The following is a 21,173-nucleotide window of genomic DNA, read 5'->3' as shown; positions in this document are numbered from 1 at the left end:
ATCGCGGATGAGTTGGTGCGCCACACTCGCGCAACGAGAAGGGTTTGATAACGTGACGAAGGAACGCTTTGTTGTTTCTCGGAGGCGCACCGGCTTTGGTGATTGCCTCTGGTCGTTGGCATCAGCCTGGTCGTACGCGCAGCGGACCGGGCGAACGCTCGTTATTGACTGGCGCGGTTCCTGTTATGTCGACCAACCGTTCAGCAATGCCTTTCCGGTGTTCTTCGAGCCGGTTGAGGAGATCGCTGGCGTGCCGGTGATTTGCGATGACAGGCTCAACCAGCTCTCGTTTCCCGGCCCGTTCTTCCCGCCGTGGTGGAATAGGCCATCGATCGACTGTATCAATCGTCCGGACGAGCAGATCTTCCGAGAACGTGACGAACTGACTGAGCTGTTCCAAGCAGGAGACGATAACGAGGCCAACACCATTGTCTGTGACGCTTGCCTGATGTGGCGTTGTGGTGAGGAAGCCGAACGACTGATCTTCCGAAACATCAAACTCAGGTCTGAGATTCGAGCGCGGATCGAGGACTTGTATGAGCAACACTTTAACGGCCATAGTATCATCGGCGTTCATGTTCGGCACGGCAATGGCGAAGATATCATGGGGCATGCTCCGTACTGGGCCGATTCGGAGCTCGCTCTTCGTCAGGTCTGCATGGCAATCCGTAAAGCCATGGCTTTGCCATATCCAAAGCCTGTTAAGATCTTCCTGTGCACGGATAGCGCACAGGTGCTCGATCACATATCGGGTCTGTTTCCCGATATCTTCGCCGTACCAAAACGGTTCCAGGCCGATCTGGCAGGGCCGTTGCATAGTGCGGAAATGGGAATTGAAGGTGGAGCTTCCGCGCTCATCGACATGTATCTTCTTGCGCGATGCGCCACCGTGATCCGCTTTCCCCCCACCAGCGCCTTTACGCGCTATGCCCGTCTGCTCGTGCCACGCATTATTGAATTCGATCTGAGCAATCCCGAGCAGTTGACCCTGGTCGATAATCCATACGAGCATTTCGCGGCTTCATGAGGTGCCGCGAATCTGAACCTGAGCAATCGTCGCCTAGATCGTCGGCCTGATACTGCTGGCTTCCACAGCATCGGGTTTCGCAACGTCCGCAGCTGAGGGCTGACCGACGCCCTGCCGGGATGCAGTGGTACAGCGAATGCCCGGCGAAGCGTAGGCCAATGCCGGCGAGCTCGGCGGCCTTGTCCCGGGATACGTCGGACCGCGACGTGTAAGTCGACTGGCCGGAGAAAAGGTTAGGGTCCCGGCATCGCCGGGCCGAAACCGCCATCGGTGGCCACGCGGTGAAGAGCACGGTAATGGTGGCCCGGGGCGCCGAGGAATCTGACGTAGCAGACGGTCACGTCAGAATGTCCCAGCAGCAAGGACGCGCGTCAGGTAGACGTATCGCCGTTTCTGCGTTAATCCTTCGCGGTCAGCTCGTCTTCTGGACGACGGCCTTGTTCATGCGCTGGTTGCGAAATACTTTCGACCGCAGCTGATCAACGGCACGAGCCCCAGCCCATCGATGTCGAACCAGAGCCGCATCTGCGGCGGCGCGTCCAACCGAGGAAATTGAACGAACTGGCCATCGATCCTGATCTCCGCACAAGGCAGCTAAACTAGCTCCGCCAATTCGAATGAGCCACAGACCACCCCTGGAGTGCGACCCAGTCAACGCGCCCCGGGGGCTTGACGCGGCGTTGCTGTTGTCGAAAAGCAAACAGGCCAGATGTTCAGAACCTGCCATTTGTCGCAAAAGTGCGCCCCTTATGCCCTGCGTCGCTTTGGCCCGGATCCTGCACCAGGTGCACAGCCGATGGGAGCGGAAGGGAGCCGCGTGTGAATCTAGATCTACCAGATGACAAAGCGGTCGTACCTCAATCGTCGGAAACGGACCCTAGCGGTCCAATTCACGCCGATCGAGCGGGCCGTCCGCTGCGTGAGCGAAAGACGCTGGTACTGACCGGGGCATCGCGCAGTATCGGTCGCGCCACCGGAAAATTGTTTTTGAAAGCCGGTTGGCGCATCATTTCTTGCGCGCGCCAACCATTGGACGCGGCGCGTCGCCCATCAGACTCAGAGGGCGACAGCTATATCGAAGTCGACCTGGGCGATGATCGGATGCTGCCGCGCGTGATTGCCGAGATCAAGGAGCGCCTTGCTGGCGCACCGTTGCACGGACTGGTAAACAATGCCGGAAACTCACCAAAAGCGGCAAACGGTACCAGGCTGACATCGCTGGCGACCTCAGTCGACACCTGGATGAGCGTGTTCCACCTCAATCTGGTGGCACCGATCCTACTCGCTCAAGGCCTGTTCGACGAATTAAAAAGGGCGTCAGGCTCGATCGTCAACGTGACCTCGATCGCCGGCTCGCGGGTGCATCCATTTGCGGGCTCGGCATATGCGACTTCGAAAGCTGCGCTCGCTTGTCTCACGCGCGAAATGGCGCACGATTACGCCGCGCATGGCATTCGCGTCAATGCGATCGCGCCCGGCGAAATCAAGACGGACATTTTGTCGCCTGACACGGAAGCGCATCTTGTGCCAAAGATCCCACTCCGCCGAGCGGGTACACCCGAAGAGGTCGCCAAGGTCATTTTCTTCCTATGTTCAGATGCGGCAAGTTATGTCACCGGCGCCGAAGTGCCGATCAATGGCGGGCAACACTTATAATTCAATCAGCCCCTAAAGAGCCCCGGCTGTTCTGAGCTTCATCGATGGAAGTCATGTTGGCCGGGGTGAATCCGCGCAGCGAGTTGGAAAGAAGGCGGCAAAGCGAGTTACTCTAAGTGCTGCCGACGTGCCATGAAGAGGGGTAATCTCTCGTCCCGCCCTGAGAACTGGATGTCAGATCGGGCATGCAACACGAATCCAACAAGTCCGATGGGGAGGATCGAGAAAGGAACGGAGAAGTCGTCATGCTAGACAGCATTTCCCTGCGCGAAAAGCCAAACTCAACCTCCGACGCGGACGCTTCCGCTTGTATTGTGCGGTCCCAAGAGAAATCGCTAAGCACGATTGTTGAAATAGCGCACACGCTCACTGGCCTATGTCGGCTCGAGGCTAAGCTGGCGAGCGTCATCGAGCGCCTGGCATCGCTCGTGCGGATGCGGCGCGGCATCGTATGTCTGTTCGAGCATGACGGCGGGCCGGAGATCATCGTAGAGGACGGCAGGAGCGAAGACCGCGATGCGCGCTGCCGGGTGCGCTTGCCGCAAGGAGCAATCGATCAAATCGTCGCGTCGGGGCAGCCGCTCGTCGTGGAGAATGTAGCGCTGCATTCGGCCTTCAGTTCTTCGGAGATCGATATGCTAAATGCCGGCGGTCATACGCGTGTTGCGTTCATCGGCGTTCCCATAGATGTTGACGGCAAAGTTGTGGGTACGCTGAGCATCGACCGCATCGCGGACAATGGAACGCGTGCGCAGCTCGAGGACGACCTCGGTCTTCTGACGATGGTCGCCAGCCTGCTGGGCCAGACGACGAAGCTGCATTGCTCGTTTGTGCGCGATCGCGGACGTCTTATGGACGAGGAGTTCCGGCTGCAGAAGCAACTTTCCGAGCTCAAGCCTCATGGGCGGGACCGTAAGAAGGTCCAAGTCGAGGGAATGATCGGCGACAGCCCGGCGCTGCGCGCGCTACTTGACAAGATCGAGGTGATCTCAAAATCAAATAGCACGGTTTTGTTGCGTGGCGAATCGGGTACCGGCAAAGAGCTGGTCGCGAAGGCTATTCACGAGCGTTCAGCGCGCGCCAAACGCCCCTTTATCAAGCTGAATTGCGCAGCCCTCACAGAGACGGTGCTGGAATCCGAATTGTTCGGACACGAGAAGGGGGCGTTTACGGGCGCATTCAACGCGCGCAAGGGGCGCTTCGAGATCGCCGACAAGGGAACGTTGTTTCTGGATGAGATTGGAGAGATCTCGGGCTCGTTCCAGGCGAAGCTCCTGCGCGTGCTTCAGGAGCAGGAATTCGAGCGGGTGGGCGGCAATCAGACGATCAAAGTCGACGTCCGCGTGATTGCGGCCACGAACAAGAATCTTGAAGAGGCGGTGGCAAGGAACGAGTTTCGTGCCGATCTCTATTACCGCATCAGCGTTGTTCCTCTGCTATTGCCGCCGCTGCGGGAAAGACGCACTGATATTCCGCTTCTCGCCGCTCGTTTTTTGAAGAACTTTAACAATGAGAACGGCCGCACTCTGGTATTCGATTCAAGTGCGATTGAGGTCCTCATGAATTGCGGATTTCCCGGCAACGTCCGTGAGCTCGAAAACTGCGTGCAGCGGACCGCGACGCTCGCGCGAGGATCGTCGATCGTAAGAGATGATTTTGCGTGCTGCCATGGGCAATGCCTGTCGGCCTTGCTATGGAAGGGTGGACCGGCGGAAGTGGCGCGACAGCCGAGCCCGACAATCGCACCGCCCGCGAGGCTGAGCATGCCGGCAACGGAAGCCGCGACACCCGTTCGGCCGGTGAGCAGCGAGCTGACGCCGCTAGGGCCGCCTGGGCGCCCCGTGGTAGGTGCCGCGAAAGTCACCGATCGCGAGCGCGTCATCGCAGCCATGGAAAGATCCGGGTGGGTACAGGCGAAGGCGGCGCGCCTGCTTGGACTGACCCCACGCCAGATTGGCTACGCCTTGCGAAGACACGGCATCGAGATCAAACGCTTCTGAGCCAAGCGTCGAGCTCGCTCCTCTCTCTCTCGCTCGGCCGACTGGCATAGGAGAGCGTGGAAAAGAGGGCGGTCGCCAGCTCGGATGCATGATCGGGATGCTAGCGTTGTGCCTTGGGTTGGGATTTACTCGCCGGCGACGCGTAGGGCGTCTTCGCTTCGGCCAGTCTTGTCATCGTCTGTTTGCAACCTACGCGCCCTGAAAATGGCTTTGGCGTCGAAGCGGCGCGTGATCGCTGCGGCTCCGTTGCCGCCCCTGACTCCGATCAGCTTGAGATCACGCCGGTGCGTAAACCATCGCAGTTGCGACAACCGGCTCGTCGTCAGCCTGCATTCATTCCTCGTTGGCGAAATGCCTTGGATGGTATGACATTTGCTGCGTCGGGAGTCGGCTCGGCATCTTAGGAGAAGTACATGCACAGCATTGTCTGCATCAAACAGGTCCCCGACTCCGCGCAAATCCGCGTGCACCCTGTTACGAATACGATCATGCGCCAGGGCGTGCCGACAATCATCAACCCCTATGATCTCTTCGCATTGGAAGCTGCGCTCGAGCTAAGAGATCAATTCGGCGGCGAAGTCACCGTCCTGACAATGGGACCGCCGTCGGCCGAAGAATCTCTCCGAAAGGCACTGACATTTGGTGCCGATCGCGCTGTCCTGCTCACCGATCGTAGCTTCGCGGGCTCGGATACGCTGGCGACGAGTTACGCGTTGGCGAGCGCGATTCGCAACATCGGCAAGGAATATGGCCCACCGGACGTCATATTCACCGGCAAGCAGACGATCGACGGCGATACGGCGCAGGTGGGACCTGGCATTGCAAGGCGGCTCGGGGTCCAGCAGCTCACTTATGTTTCCACGATCAAAGCGTTGGACCTCAAGCTACGGACCATCGAGGCCGAACGGCGCTGCGAAGGGGGCGTCCAGGTGTTGGGTTCCAAGCTGCCGTGTCTCGTCAGCATGTTAGAGGCAACAAATCAAATTCGCCGCGGCGCAATGATAGATGCGTTGCGTGCCGCCCGCACCACAATCGTAAAATGGAGCGCCCAAAGTGCTGGCGTGGATGACATGGCCAATTGCGGTCTGAGGGGATCGCCGACCGTGGTCAAGCGTGTGTTCGCGCCCTCCGCGCGAGCGGAGAAGGCGACGTGGGTGGAGGCGGCCGAGCAGCCGGCCCAAGCATTGATCGACGCTATGTTCAAGCGCAACCCTATGCTCGAAACGGAGCTCGCACAGCTCGCCTCATCTGCGCAAGCTCGCGGTGCGTGAAGTCACGGCTGATCGAGCGCAGCGAGCAACAGCCTGGGTCTGGTTACGCATTGGCCCATCGCTCGTTGTACAGGCACGACCAAACTTCTCGACCACTCCCCGCCAGATGCGACAAGAAGGTGAGCCTTCAACCTGCGTATCCGAGCGCCGAGAGGTCGGTATCGGACCAGGATACAAGACGGCCCGCTACGCTAACGTTTGTCGCTACCTGCGAGACGACCAGTCCGCTGGGGAATTCACGCAGCCCGACGATGTGCGCCTTCGACTTTTGCGGCGGCCGCACAGAATATCAGAGCGTGGAGCTCGCGCGAGGGATGCCGGTCCTCGCGGGAAATCCGCCGTGTTTCACGCGACTGCAAGTGCGGGCAGCGCACCGTCCGACCACCGGGCGGAATCGAGGTTGGCTGATAAGCTCAGCCTTTCCCGGTCAACATCACCGCCAGCTCGTCCCTATACTGCCCCAGATCACATAGGAAGAACCGTGATCGGCAGAACGGCCGCGCAGCATCGTGAAAATCACCGCAGGGATAGTCGCGCACCAACTTCAGTTCAGCCTTCGGCGGGCGCGCGTGCTAACGCGTGGTAAATTGCGCGCTTACCGCCAAGTTAGGCCGCTGGGGTCGCAACGGCTTTCGCAACTCTCTTGGTGTTTCCTGGATAAATCGTGAGCGCGGCGATAATGCCGAGCAAAGCCGCAAACATCAACCAGAAACCGGGCGACGCCTTGTCATCTGTCCGGTCGATCAGCCAAGTCGATGCAAGCGGCGTAAAGGTGCCAAAGAGAGCCGCGGCGAGTGCGAACGCCAAAGAAAAGCAAGTTGTGCGAATGTGCTTCGGCACGATTTCGACCAGAGCGCCCAACATGGCGCCGCTATAGGTGCCAAAGTAAAACGAGAACATCATCTCCACGATCAGCATCTTGCCAAAGCTTGGGTCCGTTACAAGCCAAGACAACGCTGGATATGCAGTCACCAAGGCTAGGCCGGCAATGGTCAGCAGGACCGGTTTCCGGCCGATTCTGTCGGAAATCGCGCCGCCAATTGGGTTCCACATGAAGTTCGTCACCGCGACCAAAAGCGTCACCAAGAGCGTGTTCTGCGTGGACAACTGCAATACGTGCCTGCCGAACGTAGGCGTGTACACCGTCACGAAATAGAATGTCGTGGTCGTCAGCATCGCGATCATCATGCCGAGAATGACGATGCGCCAGTTCGCAAGTGTGGAGGCAAAGACCTCGCGGGCCGTTGGGTGGTTCTTCATGACCAGAAACTCCGGAGTTTCCTCCAGCGTCCGGCGCAGGAAGAAGATAAGCGGTACGATCAAGCAGCCAAGGAAGAACGGGATCCGCCAGCCCCAAGCGGCAACCATTTCGGCCGGAAGTGCTTCGCTCAAAAAATATCCTATAAGAGCCGCGACAAAGATCGCAACCTGCTGGCTCGAGGACTGGAAAGATGTGTAAAAGCCGCGGTTGCCCGGAGTGGCAATCTCGGAGAGGTAAACGGAAACACCACCAACCTCAACGCCGGCAGAAAAGCCCTGCAACAGCCGTCCGAACAGCACGATCGCAGGTGCGGCAATGCCGATCGTCGCGTAGCCCGGACAAAAGGCGATGATGATGGTGCCAATGGCCATGATCGAAAGCGTGATGATCAGGCCTTGCCGACGGCCAATCTGGTCAATATAGGCTCCAAGCACGATCGCACCAACAGGTCGCATCAAGGCACCCAGCCAGAACACACCGAAGGTGTTAAGCAGTGAAGCGGTTTCGCTTCCTGATGGAAAGAACGCGTTTCCGATCGCACTGGCGTAGAACCCGAACAAGAAGAAATCGAACTGCTCGAGGAAGTTGCCGCTCGTGGCACGTAAGATGGCGCCAATGCGCGATTTGGCATTTGAGGCGTGCGCAATGGGCGCTGGTGACATGGCGAGTTTCCTCTCGATTTTGAAATGGCCGCTTCCGGAGAAAATCTCACCGCAGCCGCGTGCAGTTTCATGGCCGCGAATCGGCCATCAGGGCACTATCGACCAAGCCGTAAGCGCCTGACGTTTCCGGCATATTTTCGGCAATTGCCGCAACCCTCACAATTTTCGCTCGTCATTCCGCTCGTGCAGCAGGAGTGGCTCTCAAGCTACTGAACCCTGGGGCAATTCTCGGCGCCAAGGTTGGCGACAAGGCTGTTGTCTGTGGGGTGGCCGAAGTTCTCATCAAGCGTACCGATATGCAGTGAAAGGGGAAGGACGAGATCGGTGGCATACGAGCCGCAGCGAGGAGCTCCGTGAGATTTCGTGCTAGAACAGCTCGCGAGCCTGCGATTGGGGCCGAACCGCGCTATTATCTCACCCGATCTCCAGCGATGTCGATATGCTCAAAGTTAACCGGTGGTTCGCCGGAAAGGATTTTGTGAGCGCGCTGGCGATCAAGCGCGGCGCCGACGGCCATGCTTGGAAACAGCCACGTCCTTCGAGCGAGGCGCGCCTCGTACTTCGAGGGGCGCTCCGGTTCGTATGTGGTCCAAACCCGGCGTCTCCGTAAACAGGGCCAAGAACAGGCACAAGCCTCGCGGTGGCATCGGGGCCTGGAGCTGGGCGGCACATCGTGATACGATCTGACCGCGGCTCGCGCATTCGGAATCTGACCACGACAACTGAGGTCGCATCACTTTGCCTTATTCGACGGTTACCGATTTCGCGAGATTTCGGGGTTGGTCGACGTCCGTGCCTATGAGGAGGGCCGTGTGGTAGGCCAGGAGCTGCACCGGAATCGCATAGACAATCGAGGTGAATGTCGCACCCATCTCCGGCAGCACAATGGTCGCGAGTGAATCCATGGACACGTCTGCGGCTCCCCTAGCGTCGGTTATCAAGATAATCTTGCCACCGCGTGCAGCGACCTCCTGCATGTTCGAGATGGTCTTTTCGAACACCCGGTCGGAAGGAGCGATGACGATTACGGGAACACTCTCGTCGACCAAGGCGATCGGGCCGTGCTTGAGCTCCCCGGCCGCATAGCCCTCGGCGTGAATATAGGATATCTCCTTCAGCTTCAGTGCCCCTTCCATGGCCAGTGGAAACGAGGTGCCGCGACCAAGATATAGCACGTCACGCGATTTGGTGATGTCGCGTGCGAGCTTCTCGATCTGCGGCTCGTTGGCCAGCGCCGCTGAAACGAGCCGAGGAATTTCGATCAGCTCGCGTACCAGATCGATGCTGTCGCCCTCCGACAATTCACCGCGCGCATTGCCCGCGGCGACCGCAAGCGCCGCCAGGACGACGAGCTGGCATGTGAACGCCTTGGTCGAGGCAACGCCGATTTCGGGCCCCGCGAATGTCGGCAACACTGTCCCGCTTTCGCGCGCAATGGTCGAACTCAGTACGTTCACGATCGAGAGGGTATGCAGACCTTGCGATTTGGCGTAGCGGAGCGCGGCCAGGGTATCGGCGGTCTCGCCGGACTGCGAGATGAAGATCGCAAGATCTCCTTGGCGCATCGGTGCCTCACGATACCGAAATTCGGAGGCGACATCGAGCTCGACCGGAATACGAGCCAGCCGCTCGAACCAGTATTTGGCGATGTGGCCGGCGTAGCCGGCCGTACCGCAAGCCGTGACCGAGATATGTCCGATCTCATTGAAGTCGAACGGAAGCTCCTGCGGCAGTGCCACGCTCTCGCTGGCAATATCGACGTAATGCGCAAGCGTATGCCCGATCACCTCCGGCTGTTCGTGGATTTCCTTCGCCATGAAGTGGCGGTAGTTCGCTTTCTCGACGAGAGCCGACGACGCGCCAGAGTTCACCAGATCCCGGCGGACGACTGTGCCTTGTGCGTCGTAGACCACGCTGAAGTTGCGGTTGAGCACAGCCCAATCGCCATCCTCAAGGTAGGTGATCAAGTCGGTAAGGGGCGCGAGCGCGATAGCATCCGATCCGAGATACATCTCGCCTTCGCCATGCCCGATCGCCAGTGGTGAGCCCTTGCGCGCACCGATCATGAGGTCGTGTTGGCCCTTGAACAGGATTGCAAGCGCAAACGCGCCCACTAGCCGCGGCAGCGACGATTTTACTGCCTCCTGCGGCGAGCAGCCATTCTTCAGATAAGAGTCGATGAGATGTGCCACCACCTCCGTGTCTGTTTCAGAGGCGAAACAGGCGCCATGCTGTTTCAGCTCCGCGCGCAGCTCCCGGAAATTCTCGATTATGCCGTTATGGACGACTGCAACATTGTCCGTTGCATGCGGATGAGCGTTGTGTTCGGTTGGCTTGCCATGAGTAGCCCAGCGCGTGTGCCCAATCCCGACATGGCCTGAAAGCGGATGGCAGCGAACACGTGTCTCAAGGTTTTTCAGCTTTCCCTCGGCGCGTCGAAGCTCGATATGATTTCCTTTGAGCGTTCCGATGCCAGCTGAGTCGTAGCCGCGATATTCCAGTCGTTTAAGTGAATCGATGAGGCGATCCGCGACCGGACCGCGCCCCAAGATGCCTACAATTCCGCACATGCTAACCAGTTTACCTCAATTTCAAAACAGAGCGTCTCGCAAGACGCGCCTGACCAATTCGCTCGCTATTTATCGACCGGTGTAGTCGTGCCGGCCTTCCATCGCGCACGCGTCACTCGGCGTGCGCGAGCTCAAAGCAACACCGGAAACCCAATCGAAGTCGCCAGACGATCCGAAGCAACTTTCTGGGAATCGGACAATGAGCGCCGTCAGCAATTAACAGCTGCATGATTCTCTCCTTTGTCCGATTTGGCCGATACCGCTAAGAAGTCCTGATAGGTCTGCCGCATTCCATCTGTAAGCCATGTCCTCGCGCGCCAGCCGAGCTTTGCGAGGCGGCTGACGTCGAGCAGCTTGCGCGGCGTGCCGTCGGGGCGCGAGGTGTCGAAGGCGATCTCGCCGCTGTAGCCGACGATCTCTGCGACGACGCGCGCGAACTCGGCGATGGTGACGTCCTCGCCGGTGCCGATGTTGATCAGCTCTGCTCCCGAATAGGTCTTCATCAGGTACACGCAGGCGTCTGCCATGTCGTCGACATAGAGGAATTCGCGCCGTGGCGTGCCGGTGCCCCACACGGCAACGCTCTTGGCACCCGCGACCTTCGCCTTGTGGAAGCGCCGGATCAGCGCCGCGACGACATGGCTCAGTTCGGGATGATAATTGTCGCCGGGGCCGTAGAGATTGGTCGGCATTACGCTGATGAAGTCGCTGCCATACTGGCTGCGATAGGCCTCCACCATCTTGATCCCGGCGATTTTTGCAATTGCATAGGGCTCGTTGGTTGGTTCCAGCGGGCCCGTCAGGACCGCATCTTCTCGCAACGGCTGCGGCGCCAGTTTCGGATAGATGCAGGACGAGCCCAGAAACATTAGCTTCTCGGCGCCGTTCTGGTGCGCGGCCTGGATCACGTTCGCCGCGATCGCAATGTTCTCGTAGATGAATTCTGCACGCAGTGTGTTGTTGGCGACGATGCCGCCGACCTTTGCCGCGGCGAGGAAGATCACCTGCGGCCGCGTCCTCGCGAACCAGTCGAACACCGCGGCCTGGTTGCACAAATCAACCTCGCGCCGGTCCACGGTGACGAGCTTGACGTCCTCCCGCGCCAGCCGGCGCGCAAGCGCGCTGCCGACCATGCCGCGATGGCCAGCGACGTAGACACTCTTGCCTGTCAGCTCAAACGGAGCGTTTGCCACTTATCGCGTCCCGTTTTGCTATCGCCAGATCGCTCGCCATCATCTCCGCGACGAGCTCTGCAAAGCTCCGCTTCGGCGTCCAGCCGAGCACCTCGCGCGCCTTGCTGGCGTCGCCGACGAGGAGATCGACCTCGCTGGGTCGGAAATAGGTCGGATCGATCTTCACCACCGTCTTGCCGCTCATCTCGTCCACGCCGGTCTCCTCGACGCCTGTCCCGAGCCATGCGATGCGGCGACCGAGCTGGGCGAACGATAGCTCGACCATCTCGCGCACCGAGTGCATCTCGCCGGTGGCGAGCACGAAATCGTCGGGCTTGTCGGCTTGCAGGATCTTGTGCATGCCCTCGACGTAGTCGCGCGCATGGCCCCAGTCGCGCTTGGCTTCGAGATTGCCGAGATAGAGCGTCTGCTCCAGCCCGACCTCGATACGGGCGACAGCGCGCGTGATCTTGCGGGTCACAAACGTCTCGCCGCGGATCGGGCTCTCGTGATTGAACAGGATGCCGTTGCTCGCGAACATGCCATAGGCTTCGCGGTAATTCACCGTGATCCAGTAGCCGTAGAGCTTTGCGACGCCGTAAGGCGAGCGCGGATAGAACGGCGTGGTCTCCTTCTGCGGGATCTCCTGGACGAGGCCGTAGAGCTCCGAAGTCGACGCCTGGTAGAACCGCGTCTCCTTCTCTATGCCGAGGATGCGGATCGCTTCCAGCAGGCGGAGTACGCCGATGCCGTCGGCATTGGCGGTGTATTCCGGGCTCTCGAAGCTGACGGCGACGTGGCTCTGGGCGGCGAGATTGTAGATCTCGGTCGGCCGGATCTGCTGCACCAGGCGGATCAGATTGCTCGAATCCGTCATATCGCCGTAGTGCATCAGGAACGGCACGTCGCCGACATGCGGATCCTGGTAGAGATGATCAACGCGCGCGGTGTTGAACGAGGACGAGCGCCGCTTGATGCCGTGCACGACATAGCCGAGCGACAGCAGATGTTCGGAAAGATAGGCGCCGTCCTGGCCGGTCACGCCGGTGATTAGAGCGACCCGCCGTTTGCTCTCTTGGCTTAACAAATGATTCCTCTGCGCAGGCTAGTGTCGTCCCCGATCGACGACGTCAATCGCGGCTGGCTCTTCGAAATGCGGAAGCGTCACGCTCTCGAACTGCCGAAGTGTGGACCTCTACAGGTATTGCGTCGATTGCTCAACTGTACGGAGGTAAACCTCCCACCTCGAAAGAGTTTTGAAGGACTATACGAAAGTTTGTAGTCCGGCAGATTTCGTTCGGCCTTCGTCAGGCGCTTCTCTATTGCTTGAGTGCGCTCAATGAATTGCGGCGCAGTCAAAAGGTAAGCAGGCCGTTCGGCCGAGAAGCGTTCTGCAGTCTCTCCATGCTCAGCTCGCGCGTCGAGCCAAGGAGTGTCCCTCATTTCTTGTCCTTGCCTAGAAATTTCGAGTCTTGCTGTTCATCCAGTGCAACTGCGAGCAAGCCCGGCAAACAAAGCCTTGAAAGTTGTTCTCTGTCGCGCAGTCCGTATCATCGATCAATCTCGGGACGATCGTGTTGGTGGTCGGATAAGCATAGGTGAAGGCGCGCATATTGCAGTCCCACGGCAGAAACAGGCGGGATGAGCTGATCGTGGAGGGAGCCGACTCGGGCTGTTTAAGCACGCGCCGCCTGCTCGAATGCGCCAAAAGGGGCGTGAGCTTAGAGGCGCGCCATCGAAATGGATCGCTGCCTTATCGGGTTTGAACGCCGCCGAGATCAATCTTCGATCGCTCGCGTGTCTAAACTTCCACATCATTTCCGTTCCAAGGCGATCACATGAGGTTTCCAATGCTCGTTCGTCGGGTGTTGAGGGGCTCGTTGCCTGCATCGGCGTTCGGCCCTGGGGCAATCGTCAGGCCTGCATCTCGAGCAGGCCCAGCTCGCGGAGCTAGCGGCAGCTCTCTTGCTGCCGCAATCAGCCGCTTACCATGCCGCGCGCTCGTCCCGGACTACTCGTTGTCATCTAGTCTGCTTTTCGTTTAAGGACGGGCGCGTCCGTCCGACCATGGCATGACGTGCATTCGGACATGGTGATAAGCGCACCATGATGACGGCTTTTGGCGCAGTCCCGTCACAATTGGTTCCCCGCACATATACGCTCTTCCAGGATCGCCATTCTTGAAGCCAACAATTGCCCGACATTGGCCCTCACAATGGTCGACGAGCAACACCGTGTTGGATCCATCGGGTCTTCTCACATCACCGCTCCAGGATAGCGCATCAGTCTCGCGGCGGCTCGTTGGCACTTCGCGCTCGCAACCGTATTTCGAAGTCTCCAATGCTGGATTGGTCCTTCTTACATCTGGGCAATCGTGACCTCATGCGACTTGGCGATTTGCGTAGACAGAAGAGGAACAGCGTCCTTCGCACTCAGCGCGATCCTCAGCCGCTTTGGCAGAACACCTCTCATGACACGCGATCGGCTTGCTCCGCTTTTGTCCACAGGAATTCTAGGGCGACTGAAGATTGGAGCCAACTAGCAGGGGCACTCTACAATCTGACGCTACGTACGATTCAATCCCCTGCGGGGGTTATCGCGGGAATATGTCACGCCAGGAGCCAGCCGCGACGGGAGGAGGGCGGGAGGCGCTGCGCCAAAGCGGCTGGCCTTCGCTATTCGTCCTCCGCGGAATTGCGCAGCCAGGGTCTGCTCAAGTGTGCCGGCATAGCCACGCCGCGGCAGTGAGGCTGCTGGTCGTGGCAATGAGCGATCACGCGTGTCAATGAAGTTCTTGTAAGGTCCATGGAATAGGAGCGCGCTCGCCGGCCGAATCAAGCGTCCATGGCGAGGATGCTCTGTGGCATCTGTGCGAATTGGCGCCTCGTCTATCCGGCCGAGCTCTCCGCTACGCTGTCTGGATGGGGCTGCTTCCCGGGAATTCTAGAGGCTGGCGTCGCTAGGCAGAATGGGAAACGAGGTCCATCGGCAGCGGTTATTCCGGTCAATGAGTGCAATTCCCGTCAAGGCACTGAGCAGTGACTTTGCCCTTCCAGACAACTTGGACGATGGACCTCGAAAGGCGCCGTCAGGTGCAGGCCGCGTCAGGTCAGCGATGATTGCGGGTTCGATCCATGTGGGGGCCGTCATGCGTTGGAAGACGGCGCCCAAGCGGTGCTCAGCCCTGGTCCCGTTCAGAGCATCGCGGTTCAAGTCCGGATTGGTGCGTTTGCTACAATCGTGGCTGGTCTCCAACAGTTGCTATGGGCGCGTGCAACTCCAGAGCGGCCACGGAAAAGGCGGAAAGTCTGACGGCAATCAAACGGCTGTTGGAACGAGCGGCGCAGCCCATGCTCTCGGATCGCCAAGCAGGGCCTCGTAGGCGCCGATCGGCGCTCCTCCCCATTCATCTTGAGGCGCGAGCGACTGTTAAGCCGGCATTCTCCAGTGCATCCAAGATCCTATCAGCAACCACCCGGGTATCGCGCTGGTCCTCTATGCTCACGCTACAGGCCAAGGTAGCTGCCATGATCGCGTGAGCCGTTTTGCGCTGGAGGCTGTCGTACTCGGCATACTCGCCGCAAATGTTGCAGGTGATCACTGGTCGGCCGGCCCAGGGGTCGTGCATTGCGATCTCGCACCAGTTATCTCCGTGACATTTCTGGCAGAGCATAATTAGAGAGTTCCTTGTGGTTTGAGCTCGCGCTACGTGGTCGTCTGTTGAACGACTGTTTGGCATCCAAAGCTGCAGAAGCCACTGCACTCTGGAGGCGCTGTTGCCGTCCTGAAAAACACGATGTACGCGGGCTCCGGAGCAATCCGCCCGAAAGGGCTGCGGCGTGAGCGAACACTTGATGCATCTCTGCCGAGAGCGGCGGCGATGACGCGCCTCCGTGCTCTTCTGGAAAATCCGTTGAACGCAGAGCGCCGAGCACCTGCAGAGATCTGCCGCGGCCGTTCAATGCACCATTCGACATAGTGCCGCCCGTCAAAACCTCGCTACTCACTACGCGTGGATCATTGCCTTTGATGGCTGAAAGTACGACCAGAAATCCGCTCCGCTGAACGAGCTTGCGAGCCCATCTCGTCGCCTATCTCGATCACCTCGCGCCTAAAAGTGTGGTGCCGTTGGTCGCGCCGCTTGCTCGCGTCATCCTGCATTGAGTTATCGTCCTTTGGAGCAGCGTTGCCCTTCGTGCCTTACGAGCGGTGTGCAGCCGTGTTCCGTTTGCTTCAAAACGCCGCATGACATGGTGTTCGTCGTCGGTCAGCTAGCGCTGTCCAATTGCCGATAGCCGCAGCGGCTCGATGACAGATCGCCACTTCGGGCCACTTGGCTAACCCATTCGCCAAGTATGCGAGCTCTTGCTCGGTGAAACGCGCAGTCCCGGTGAGGCGGCGCAGGACCTCCTGGGAGATTACGACGGCGACTTCGCGACAGGTGACCTCTTTCGGCCAGTGACTGAACGCACGCATGAGCTGGGCAAGCTCCTGCTCGCTAAAATCACAAACCTGGAAAGTGCGGCGAAGAATCTCCTGCGCGATGGCTACCGTCGCATGGCGAGAGATCTCCTCTTGTCGCCATTTGCTGAAGCCGTTGGCGAGGATCGCCAGTGCTCGACGCGTAAAATGAGAAAGCCGGTCGGAACGGCAGGCCCGAGAAAGGACCTCGTGCGCGATCGCAGTCTTAGCTTCGCGCAGCGGAACTTCCGTTGGCCATTTGCTGAAGCCGTTCAACAGAATAGCCAGTCCTTGCTGCGTAAAATCACAGAGCTGACCGGCCCGTCGGGCGCGGTAAACGACCTCCCGGGCGAGCGCAGCCGTCGCGGCGCGAAGAGACAGCTGTTGTGGCCACTTGCTGAACCCATTTACGAGGTTCGCCAGTGCCTGTTCAGTAATGCAGGAGACGCCGTCGGCGCGGTCACAGCGGGCGAGCACTTCACCGGCAATTTCAATTGTGGCTTGGCGGCAGCTCGGGTCCTGCCGCCATTTGCTGAAACCGTTTACCAGCACCCCGAGTTCCTGGTAACGAAAATAAGAGAGGCGCTCGGCACCGCGAGCGTGACGGATGACTTGATCCGCGATCGCGACGCTCGCCGCGAGACAGGCAACCTCCGCCGTCCATTTGCTGAAGCCGTTTACCAGACTCGCCAACTCATGGTGATCGACGGAAAGCCCGCGACGAACGAGTTCTCCTGCAATCTTGGCGGTGGCTTGCCGAGGCGCGAGCTCGCCCGGCCACCTGCTGAATCCGTTTACGAGCTTAGCCAGGCGCTGCTGACTGAAATCGGAGAGCTGATCGGAGCGGCGGAGAAGTTCGTTGCTGATCGCGATCGCTGCCTTGCGACAACTCGAATCTTCCGGCCGCTTGCTAAAGACGCTGACCAGATTCGCCAGCTGTTCCTGGGTAAAATCGGAGAGTCGATCGCTTCGGCGCACAAGCTCATCTGCGACGATCACAACTGCCGTGTGAAAGCGTTCCTCTGCTAGCCATTTTCCGACGCCGTTCACGAGCAATGATAGATGCCGCGGGGTGAGCGCTGAGAGGCGATCATCCGAACGCGTACGGCAAGAAATCTCAGTCGCGATCCTGAGAGCGGCTTCACGAACCGCCGGTTGATCCGGCCACTTGCTAAAGCCGCTTATCAGCAATGATAGGTGCTGGCCGGTTAGGTCCTGGAGCGGCTCGCTCTTGTCGCGGCAAACTTCAGCAATTCTGATCATGCCATCGCGGCAGTCGGAAGACGCAGGATGGCGGCCAAATGAACACGCAAAGAGCGAAAGTGATGTGAAGTCGACTTGTTCCATCAGTGCATCACTAAGGCGGGAGAGCTGAGCCGCCAGAGCTTTGGAAAGATCGGTACCTGCCTGACCGCCAGACTGCCGGCTGAGCGCATCACATACTGTGGCGTATTTCGATGCTAGCTTGAGGCGGATGTCTTCCTCAAATCGTGGAACAAATGCGATCCTGAACGCAGTCGCGGCCTTTCGCAGGAAGCGTGCGCGATTTGATCTCGTGAGTTGCTTGGAATCGTCGAATAGTGAACCTGAGAATGCGCGCACGTCCTGACAACGGCAAGCGTGCCTGATCGTTGCGAGAAGCTCATCGAGTGTGGCCATCGTTCGATTTGGTGGCTCTGAGTGCTCCGCGCGAACGTGCTGCTCGAAGCGGAGCCGGTCGAGTGAGACTGCTTGTCCAGGGCGCGTCATCTGTCGTCCCTTCCCTGGCCAGGATCTCGAACTGAAATCGGATCGCGACATTGCTCACGCAAGCTGACTCGAGTTCGGACAGGTAGCGCTGGCGCCCTCACCCCGTAATGTCTGCTGCACAGGCCAAGTGCGTTCCGTCTGCAAGCCGTCGCTCCCAAGCCATCGGCAGGCGATCGTGGACGCTCGCCCGCAAGAAGACCCTACAATCTGACGCTGCGTCCGATTCAAGCCATTTATGTCGAGAGCCGCGCATTTCGCGCAGAATTCTGCGTGAACGGCCGGTGAAGCCAAATCTCGTCCATCATGCCGCGTGGCCCTTCCAATCGGCCTTCTCAACCGAGGGATTGCAGTGAAGCTTACTCGCCGCGCTTACGTTTCGCCCAGCGGCTTGTCGCATGTCGGACATTAACAAAGCGAGTGACAGCGCTAACGGCAAATGAGGTGCTTTAGTGAAAGCCAGCCTACGGGATCTTACGTAGGGCCCGTGTCGCATTTTCTTGATCTAAACATTGCATCCTCTTTTGCATGAAGCAGAAAAATCTATTCTCAGACGCCAAACATTGGCGAGGCCGTGCGGAAGCGACCCGACTAAAAGCGGAGTCGATCGAGGACGACACATCTAGATGCAGGCTCCTCAAGGTCGCTGAGGAATATGACAAGCTCGCTCGCCTCGCGGAGGGGCGGCAAAGAAGCGAGCTTGACGGGCAGTTCTGATCGCTACCGGAGCGAACTGTGACTGCGGCCACCGAAGTCTCGCCGTGTTGGAGCTCGAGGCCCTCTAGGGCTGAACTGCGAAGCTTCGTCACGCGTTCCCTGGCCGTGGATCCATTGTGACCGGCCACATAGATGACGCATTGACGGTGTCTCAGGCGGTAACCGGCTAACCGCTCGACATGAAAAGGACTGAGATGAAAGCCCACCGTCAGATCGTCGCAAGAGCAAAGCCTCTCGTTGACGAGCTGGCGATACATTGGCGTCGCTTTGCATCATGTGCTGAAGCCGATGACGTCTGTTTGGTGCCAAACTAGCCGGTTCGCCGGATCATGCCGCGCCAAATGGCCTCCGCCGCCATTGTTGATCTAAGGCATTTCAGTCGGTTCTGGCATCAAGCACCAACGCCATACCTTGCGGATTTGTTTAGGCGAAGGGGCGGCAGCAGCTCCTGCAGGCCCGGCTTGCCGCGACAACCATCGTAGATGTCTGTGCCGATTGTCTGCATGAGGCAAGTTCGCAACGAAGGCACGAATGACGCGAAAATCCAAGGAAAGATTCAGATGTCGAAAGATAAACTGCAGGAGAAACTCTCCGCTGGACGATCCGGACAAAGCCGATGTTCGTCTTCCAACTAAGTTTGGTGCAGATGGTCCGCAGTAGTTGGGATTGCCCATGCCGGCGCGGCGGCCGGTCAATGTATGAGTCGGACAACACGAGTGGTGCCGGATTCGACCCTATCGGTCAAAAGAGGGAGGAGGTGTGAGGAAGCAAATTGCAGAAAGGCTCGAAGCGGGACGCGTGCGCGATGGCCGGTTCGCCACCGCACCCGGATCTGGTCCTTCCGGTCTCTTCTTCGTGCAGGGGCCTTGTGGCTGCCAGCTCAAGATCATCGGCTTCGTTCGTCCGGGATGGGAGCATGTCTCTGTGTCGACGCCTCGGCGACCTCCAAATTGGGAGGAGATGTGTCTCGCCAAAGATCTGTTTTGGCATCAGGAGGAATGCGTGATGCAGCTGCATCCTCCTCAGTCACAGTATGTGAACAACAGTCGCTATTGCCTGCATCTCTGGAGGCCGACCCGTCAGGTCATTCCGATGCCTCCGTCAGCCTTCGTGGGCATCGTCGGGCTGGGGCCGTCTGAAGCGGCAATTCTGTTTGCGCAGATGAGTGCCATGTCTTAACGGACCCGGCCGCATCGATGCCAAGTCGAGCGGCGGCACGTAATCGAGAGCGCAGTGGCGCTGGAGCCTAGGCGGCCACAGGCCCGCCAAGGGCCCGCGGGCACCACTCTGCGCACCAAAGGCCGCTGCGCTTCTCAAAGCGGCAAGGCACGCCGCAGAATCGGCTCGTCTATTGTGCGCAATATGACGCGCATAACAACGCCAGCGAGGAATCGGCCAGGTGACGAATTAGAGCGGATCGGTCGATCCGGTACACATTGCGGGCGGCCAAATCCTCGCATCAGTAAAAGACCTACGGGGCGCAACTACTTAAAATACCCGCTTCCCCGCATCATTCGGCCGAGATAGACGGAATGCGGAATCCGAGGCAAAGCGGCCACCGATTCCGACGGAAGGCGGCCAGCGATTCCGATCGAAAGCGGGCACCCAATCCGAACGAAGGCGGCCACCCTGTTGATAGGGTGAGACGGGGGACGTTGTCGGCAATCTGAACGGGGCAAGGTCCCTCCTTTTGCGGTTCACGCAATGGGAGGTCCGATGCCCGCCGAGAGATTGCCGATGCGGAAGATTCGAGAAGTTCTACGCCTGAAGTATGCCTGTGGGGTGAGCGATCGGGTGATCTCCCGATCGGTCGGGATCGGTCGCACGGCGATCGCGGAGTATGTCCGCCGCGCCGCGGTGATCGGCATCACCTGGCCGATACCGGAGGAGCTCGACGACACAGCACTGGAGCGCAAGCTGTTTGCGCCAGCCGGGTACAACCCGCCGCGATCGAAGCCGCTTCCGGATTGGGGGCATGTCCATGCCGAGTTGCGCCGCCGCAGCGTAACGCTGGCGCTGCTGTGGGAGGAATACCGCGGCCATCATCCCGACGGCTACGGCTACAGCCGGTTCTGCGACCTCTACGTCGAATGGCGCCACGGCATCACGGCGACCATGCGGCAGACCCACGCGGCCGGCGAAAAGCTGTTCGTGGACTTCGCCGGCGATACCGTGCCGGTGTTCGACGGGCTTACCGGGGAGGTGCGCGCCGCCAAGATCTTCGTCGCGGTCATGGGAGCGTCGAACTACACATTCGTCCAAGCCCGGTTCAGCGAGGCGCTGCCCGACTGGATCGGCGCCCATGTGGATGCGCTCACCTTCCTGGGCGGAGTGCCGAAGGCGCTCGTCTGCGACAATGTGAAGGCCGGGGTGACGGTGGTGAGCCGCTACGAGCCAGGCGTCAACCGGACTTACCAGGATCTTGCCACCCATTACGGCACCACCATTATGCCGGCGCGGTCCCGCAAGCCGCGCGACAAAGCCAAGGTGGAGGCGGCGGTTCTTATCGTCCAGCGATGGATTTTGGCGCGGCTGCGAAACCGGCGCTTCTTCTCGCTCGCCGAGTTGAACGTTGCGATCCGCATCCTGGTCGACGAACTCAACGCCCGCCTGATGCGCAAGCTCGGTGC

Annotated in this window: 11 protein-coding genes; 6 read left to right on the top strand and 5 right to left on the bottom strand. The window is 59.4% G+C overall.

Going from position 1 to position 21,173, the window contains the following annotated elements:
- The first annotated feature begins 7 nt into the window (after positions 1 to 7).
- From AC0L3J_RS36065 to AC0L3J_RS36050, 4 genes are all read left to right on the top strand, one after another.
- A complete protein-coding gene (locus tag AC0L3J_RS36065; protein WP_166517534.1) occupies positions 8 to 1,027 on the top strand; it encodes a nodulation protein NodZ in 1,020 nt (339 codons plus the stop codon).
- 819 nt (positions 1,028 to 1,846) lie between these two features.
- The gene (locus AC0L3J_RS36060) at positions 1,847 to 2,683 is read left to right on the top strand and encodes an SDR family NAD(P)-dependent oxidoreductase (protein WP_473350256.1); all 837 of its coding nucleotides are present in this window, start codon (positions 1,847 to 1,849) and stop codon (positions 2,681 to 2,683) included.
- A 245-nt stretch (positions 2,684 to 2,928) separates the two neighbouring features.
- Entirely contained in the window at positions 2,929 to 4,683 is a 1,755-nt protein-coding gene (gene nifA / locus AC0L3J_RS36055; RefSeq protein WP_473350255.1) for a nif-specific transcriptional activator NifA, read from the top strand.
- 413 nt (positions 4,684 to 5,096) lie between these two features.
- The gene (locus AC0L3J_RS36050) at positions 5,097 to 5,954 is read left to right on the top strand and encodes an electron transfer flavoprotein subunit beta/FixA family protein (protein WP_007605808.1); all 858 of its coding nucleotides are present in this window, start codon (positions 5,097 to 5,099) and stop codon (positions 5,952 to 5,954) included.
- A gap of 606 nt (positions 5,955 to 6,560) precedes the next feature.
- On the opposite strand, the gene tcuC is transcribed toward AC0L3J_RS36050, so the two are convergent.
- The 5 genes from tcuC to AC0L3J_RS36025 all read right to left on the bottom strand — a co-directional run bounded on the left by tcuC (position 6,561) and on the right by AC0L3J_RS36025 (position 17,739).
- Positions 6,561 to 7,877 (bottom strand): tricarballylate/proton symporter TcuC, encoded by a 1,317-nt coding sequence (gene tcuC, locus AC0L3J_RS36045; protein WP_473350254.1) that lies wholly within the window; start codon positions 7,875 to 7,877, stop codon positions 6,561 to 6,563.
- Between the two features lie 743 nt (positions 7,878 to 8,620).
- Positions 8,621 to 10,447 carry a glutamine--fructose-6-phosphate transaminase (isomerizing) gene (glmS, locus tag AC0L3J_RS36040; protein ID WP_473350253.1) on the bottom strand — a complete coding sequence of 609 codons (1,827 nt, stop codon included), beginning with the start codon at positions 10,445 to 10,447 and terminating at the stop codon, positions 8,621 to 8,623.
- 209 nt (positions 10,448 to 10,656) lie between these two features.
- On the bottom strand, positions 10,657 to 11,640 hold the full coding sequence (fcl, locus tag AC0L3J_RS36035) for a GDP-L-fucose synthase (protein WP_473350252.1): 984 nt from the start codon (positions 11,638 to 11,640) through the stop codon (positions 10,657 to 10,659).
- Complete coding sequence (gmd, locus tag AC0L3J_RS36030; RefSeq protein WP_473350251.1) at positions 11,621 to 12,706, bottom strand: GDP-mannose 4,6-dehydratase; 1,086 nt, start codon at positions 12,704 to 12,706, stop codon at positions 11,621 to 11,623. The genes fcl and gmd overlap by 20 nt, the downstream gene beginning before the upstream one ends.
- Positions 12,707 to 15,852: 3,146 nt before the next feature.
- Entirely contained in the window at positions 15,853 to 17,739 is a 1,887-nt protein-coding gene (locus AC0L3J_RS36025) for a hypothetical protein (protein ID WP_473350250.1), read from the bottom strand.
- A 1,563-nt stretch (positions 17,740 to 19,302) separates the two neighbouring features.
- On the opposite strand from AC0L3J_RS36025, the gene AC0L3J_RS36020 reads away from it, so the two are divergent.
- Together AC0L3J_RS36020 and istA are read left to right on the top strand one after the other, a co-directional pair.
- On the top strand, positions 19,303 to 19,722 hold the full coding sequence (locus AC0L3J_RS36020) for a DUF7694 domain-containing protein (protein ID WP_473350249.1): 420 nt from the start codon (positions 19,303 to 19,305) through the stop codon (positions 19,720 to 19,722).
- A 558-nt stretch (positions 19,723 to 20,280) separates the two neighbouring features.
- The coding region (istA, locus tag AC0L3J_RS36015; protein ID WP_473350260.1) for an IS21 family transposase at positions 20,281 to 21,173 on the top strand (893 nt) is incomplete at its 3' end.

The organism is Bradyrhizobium sp. Kon37 (assembly GCF_055807535.1).
This window is presented reverse-complemented; position numbering and strand designations above follow the sequence as displayed.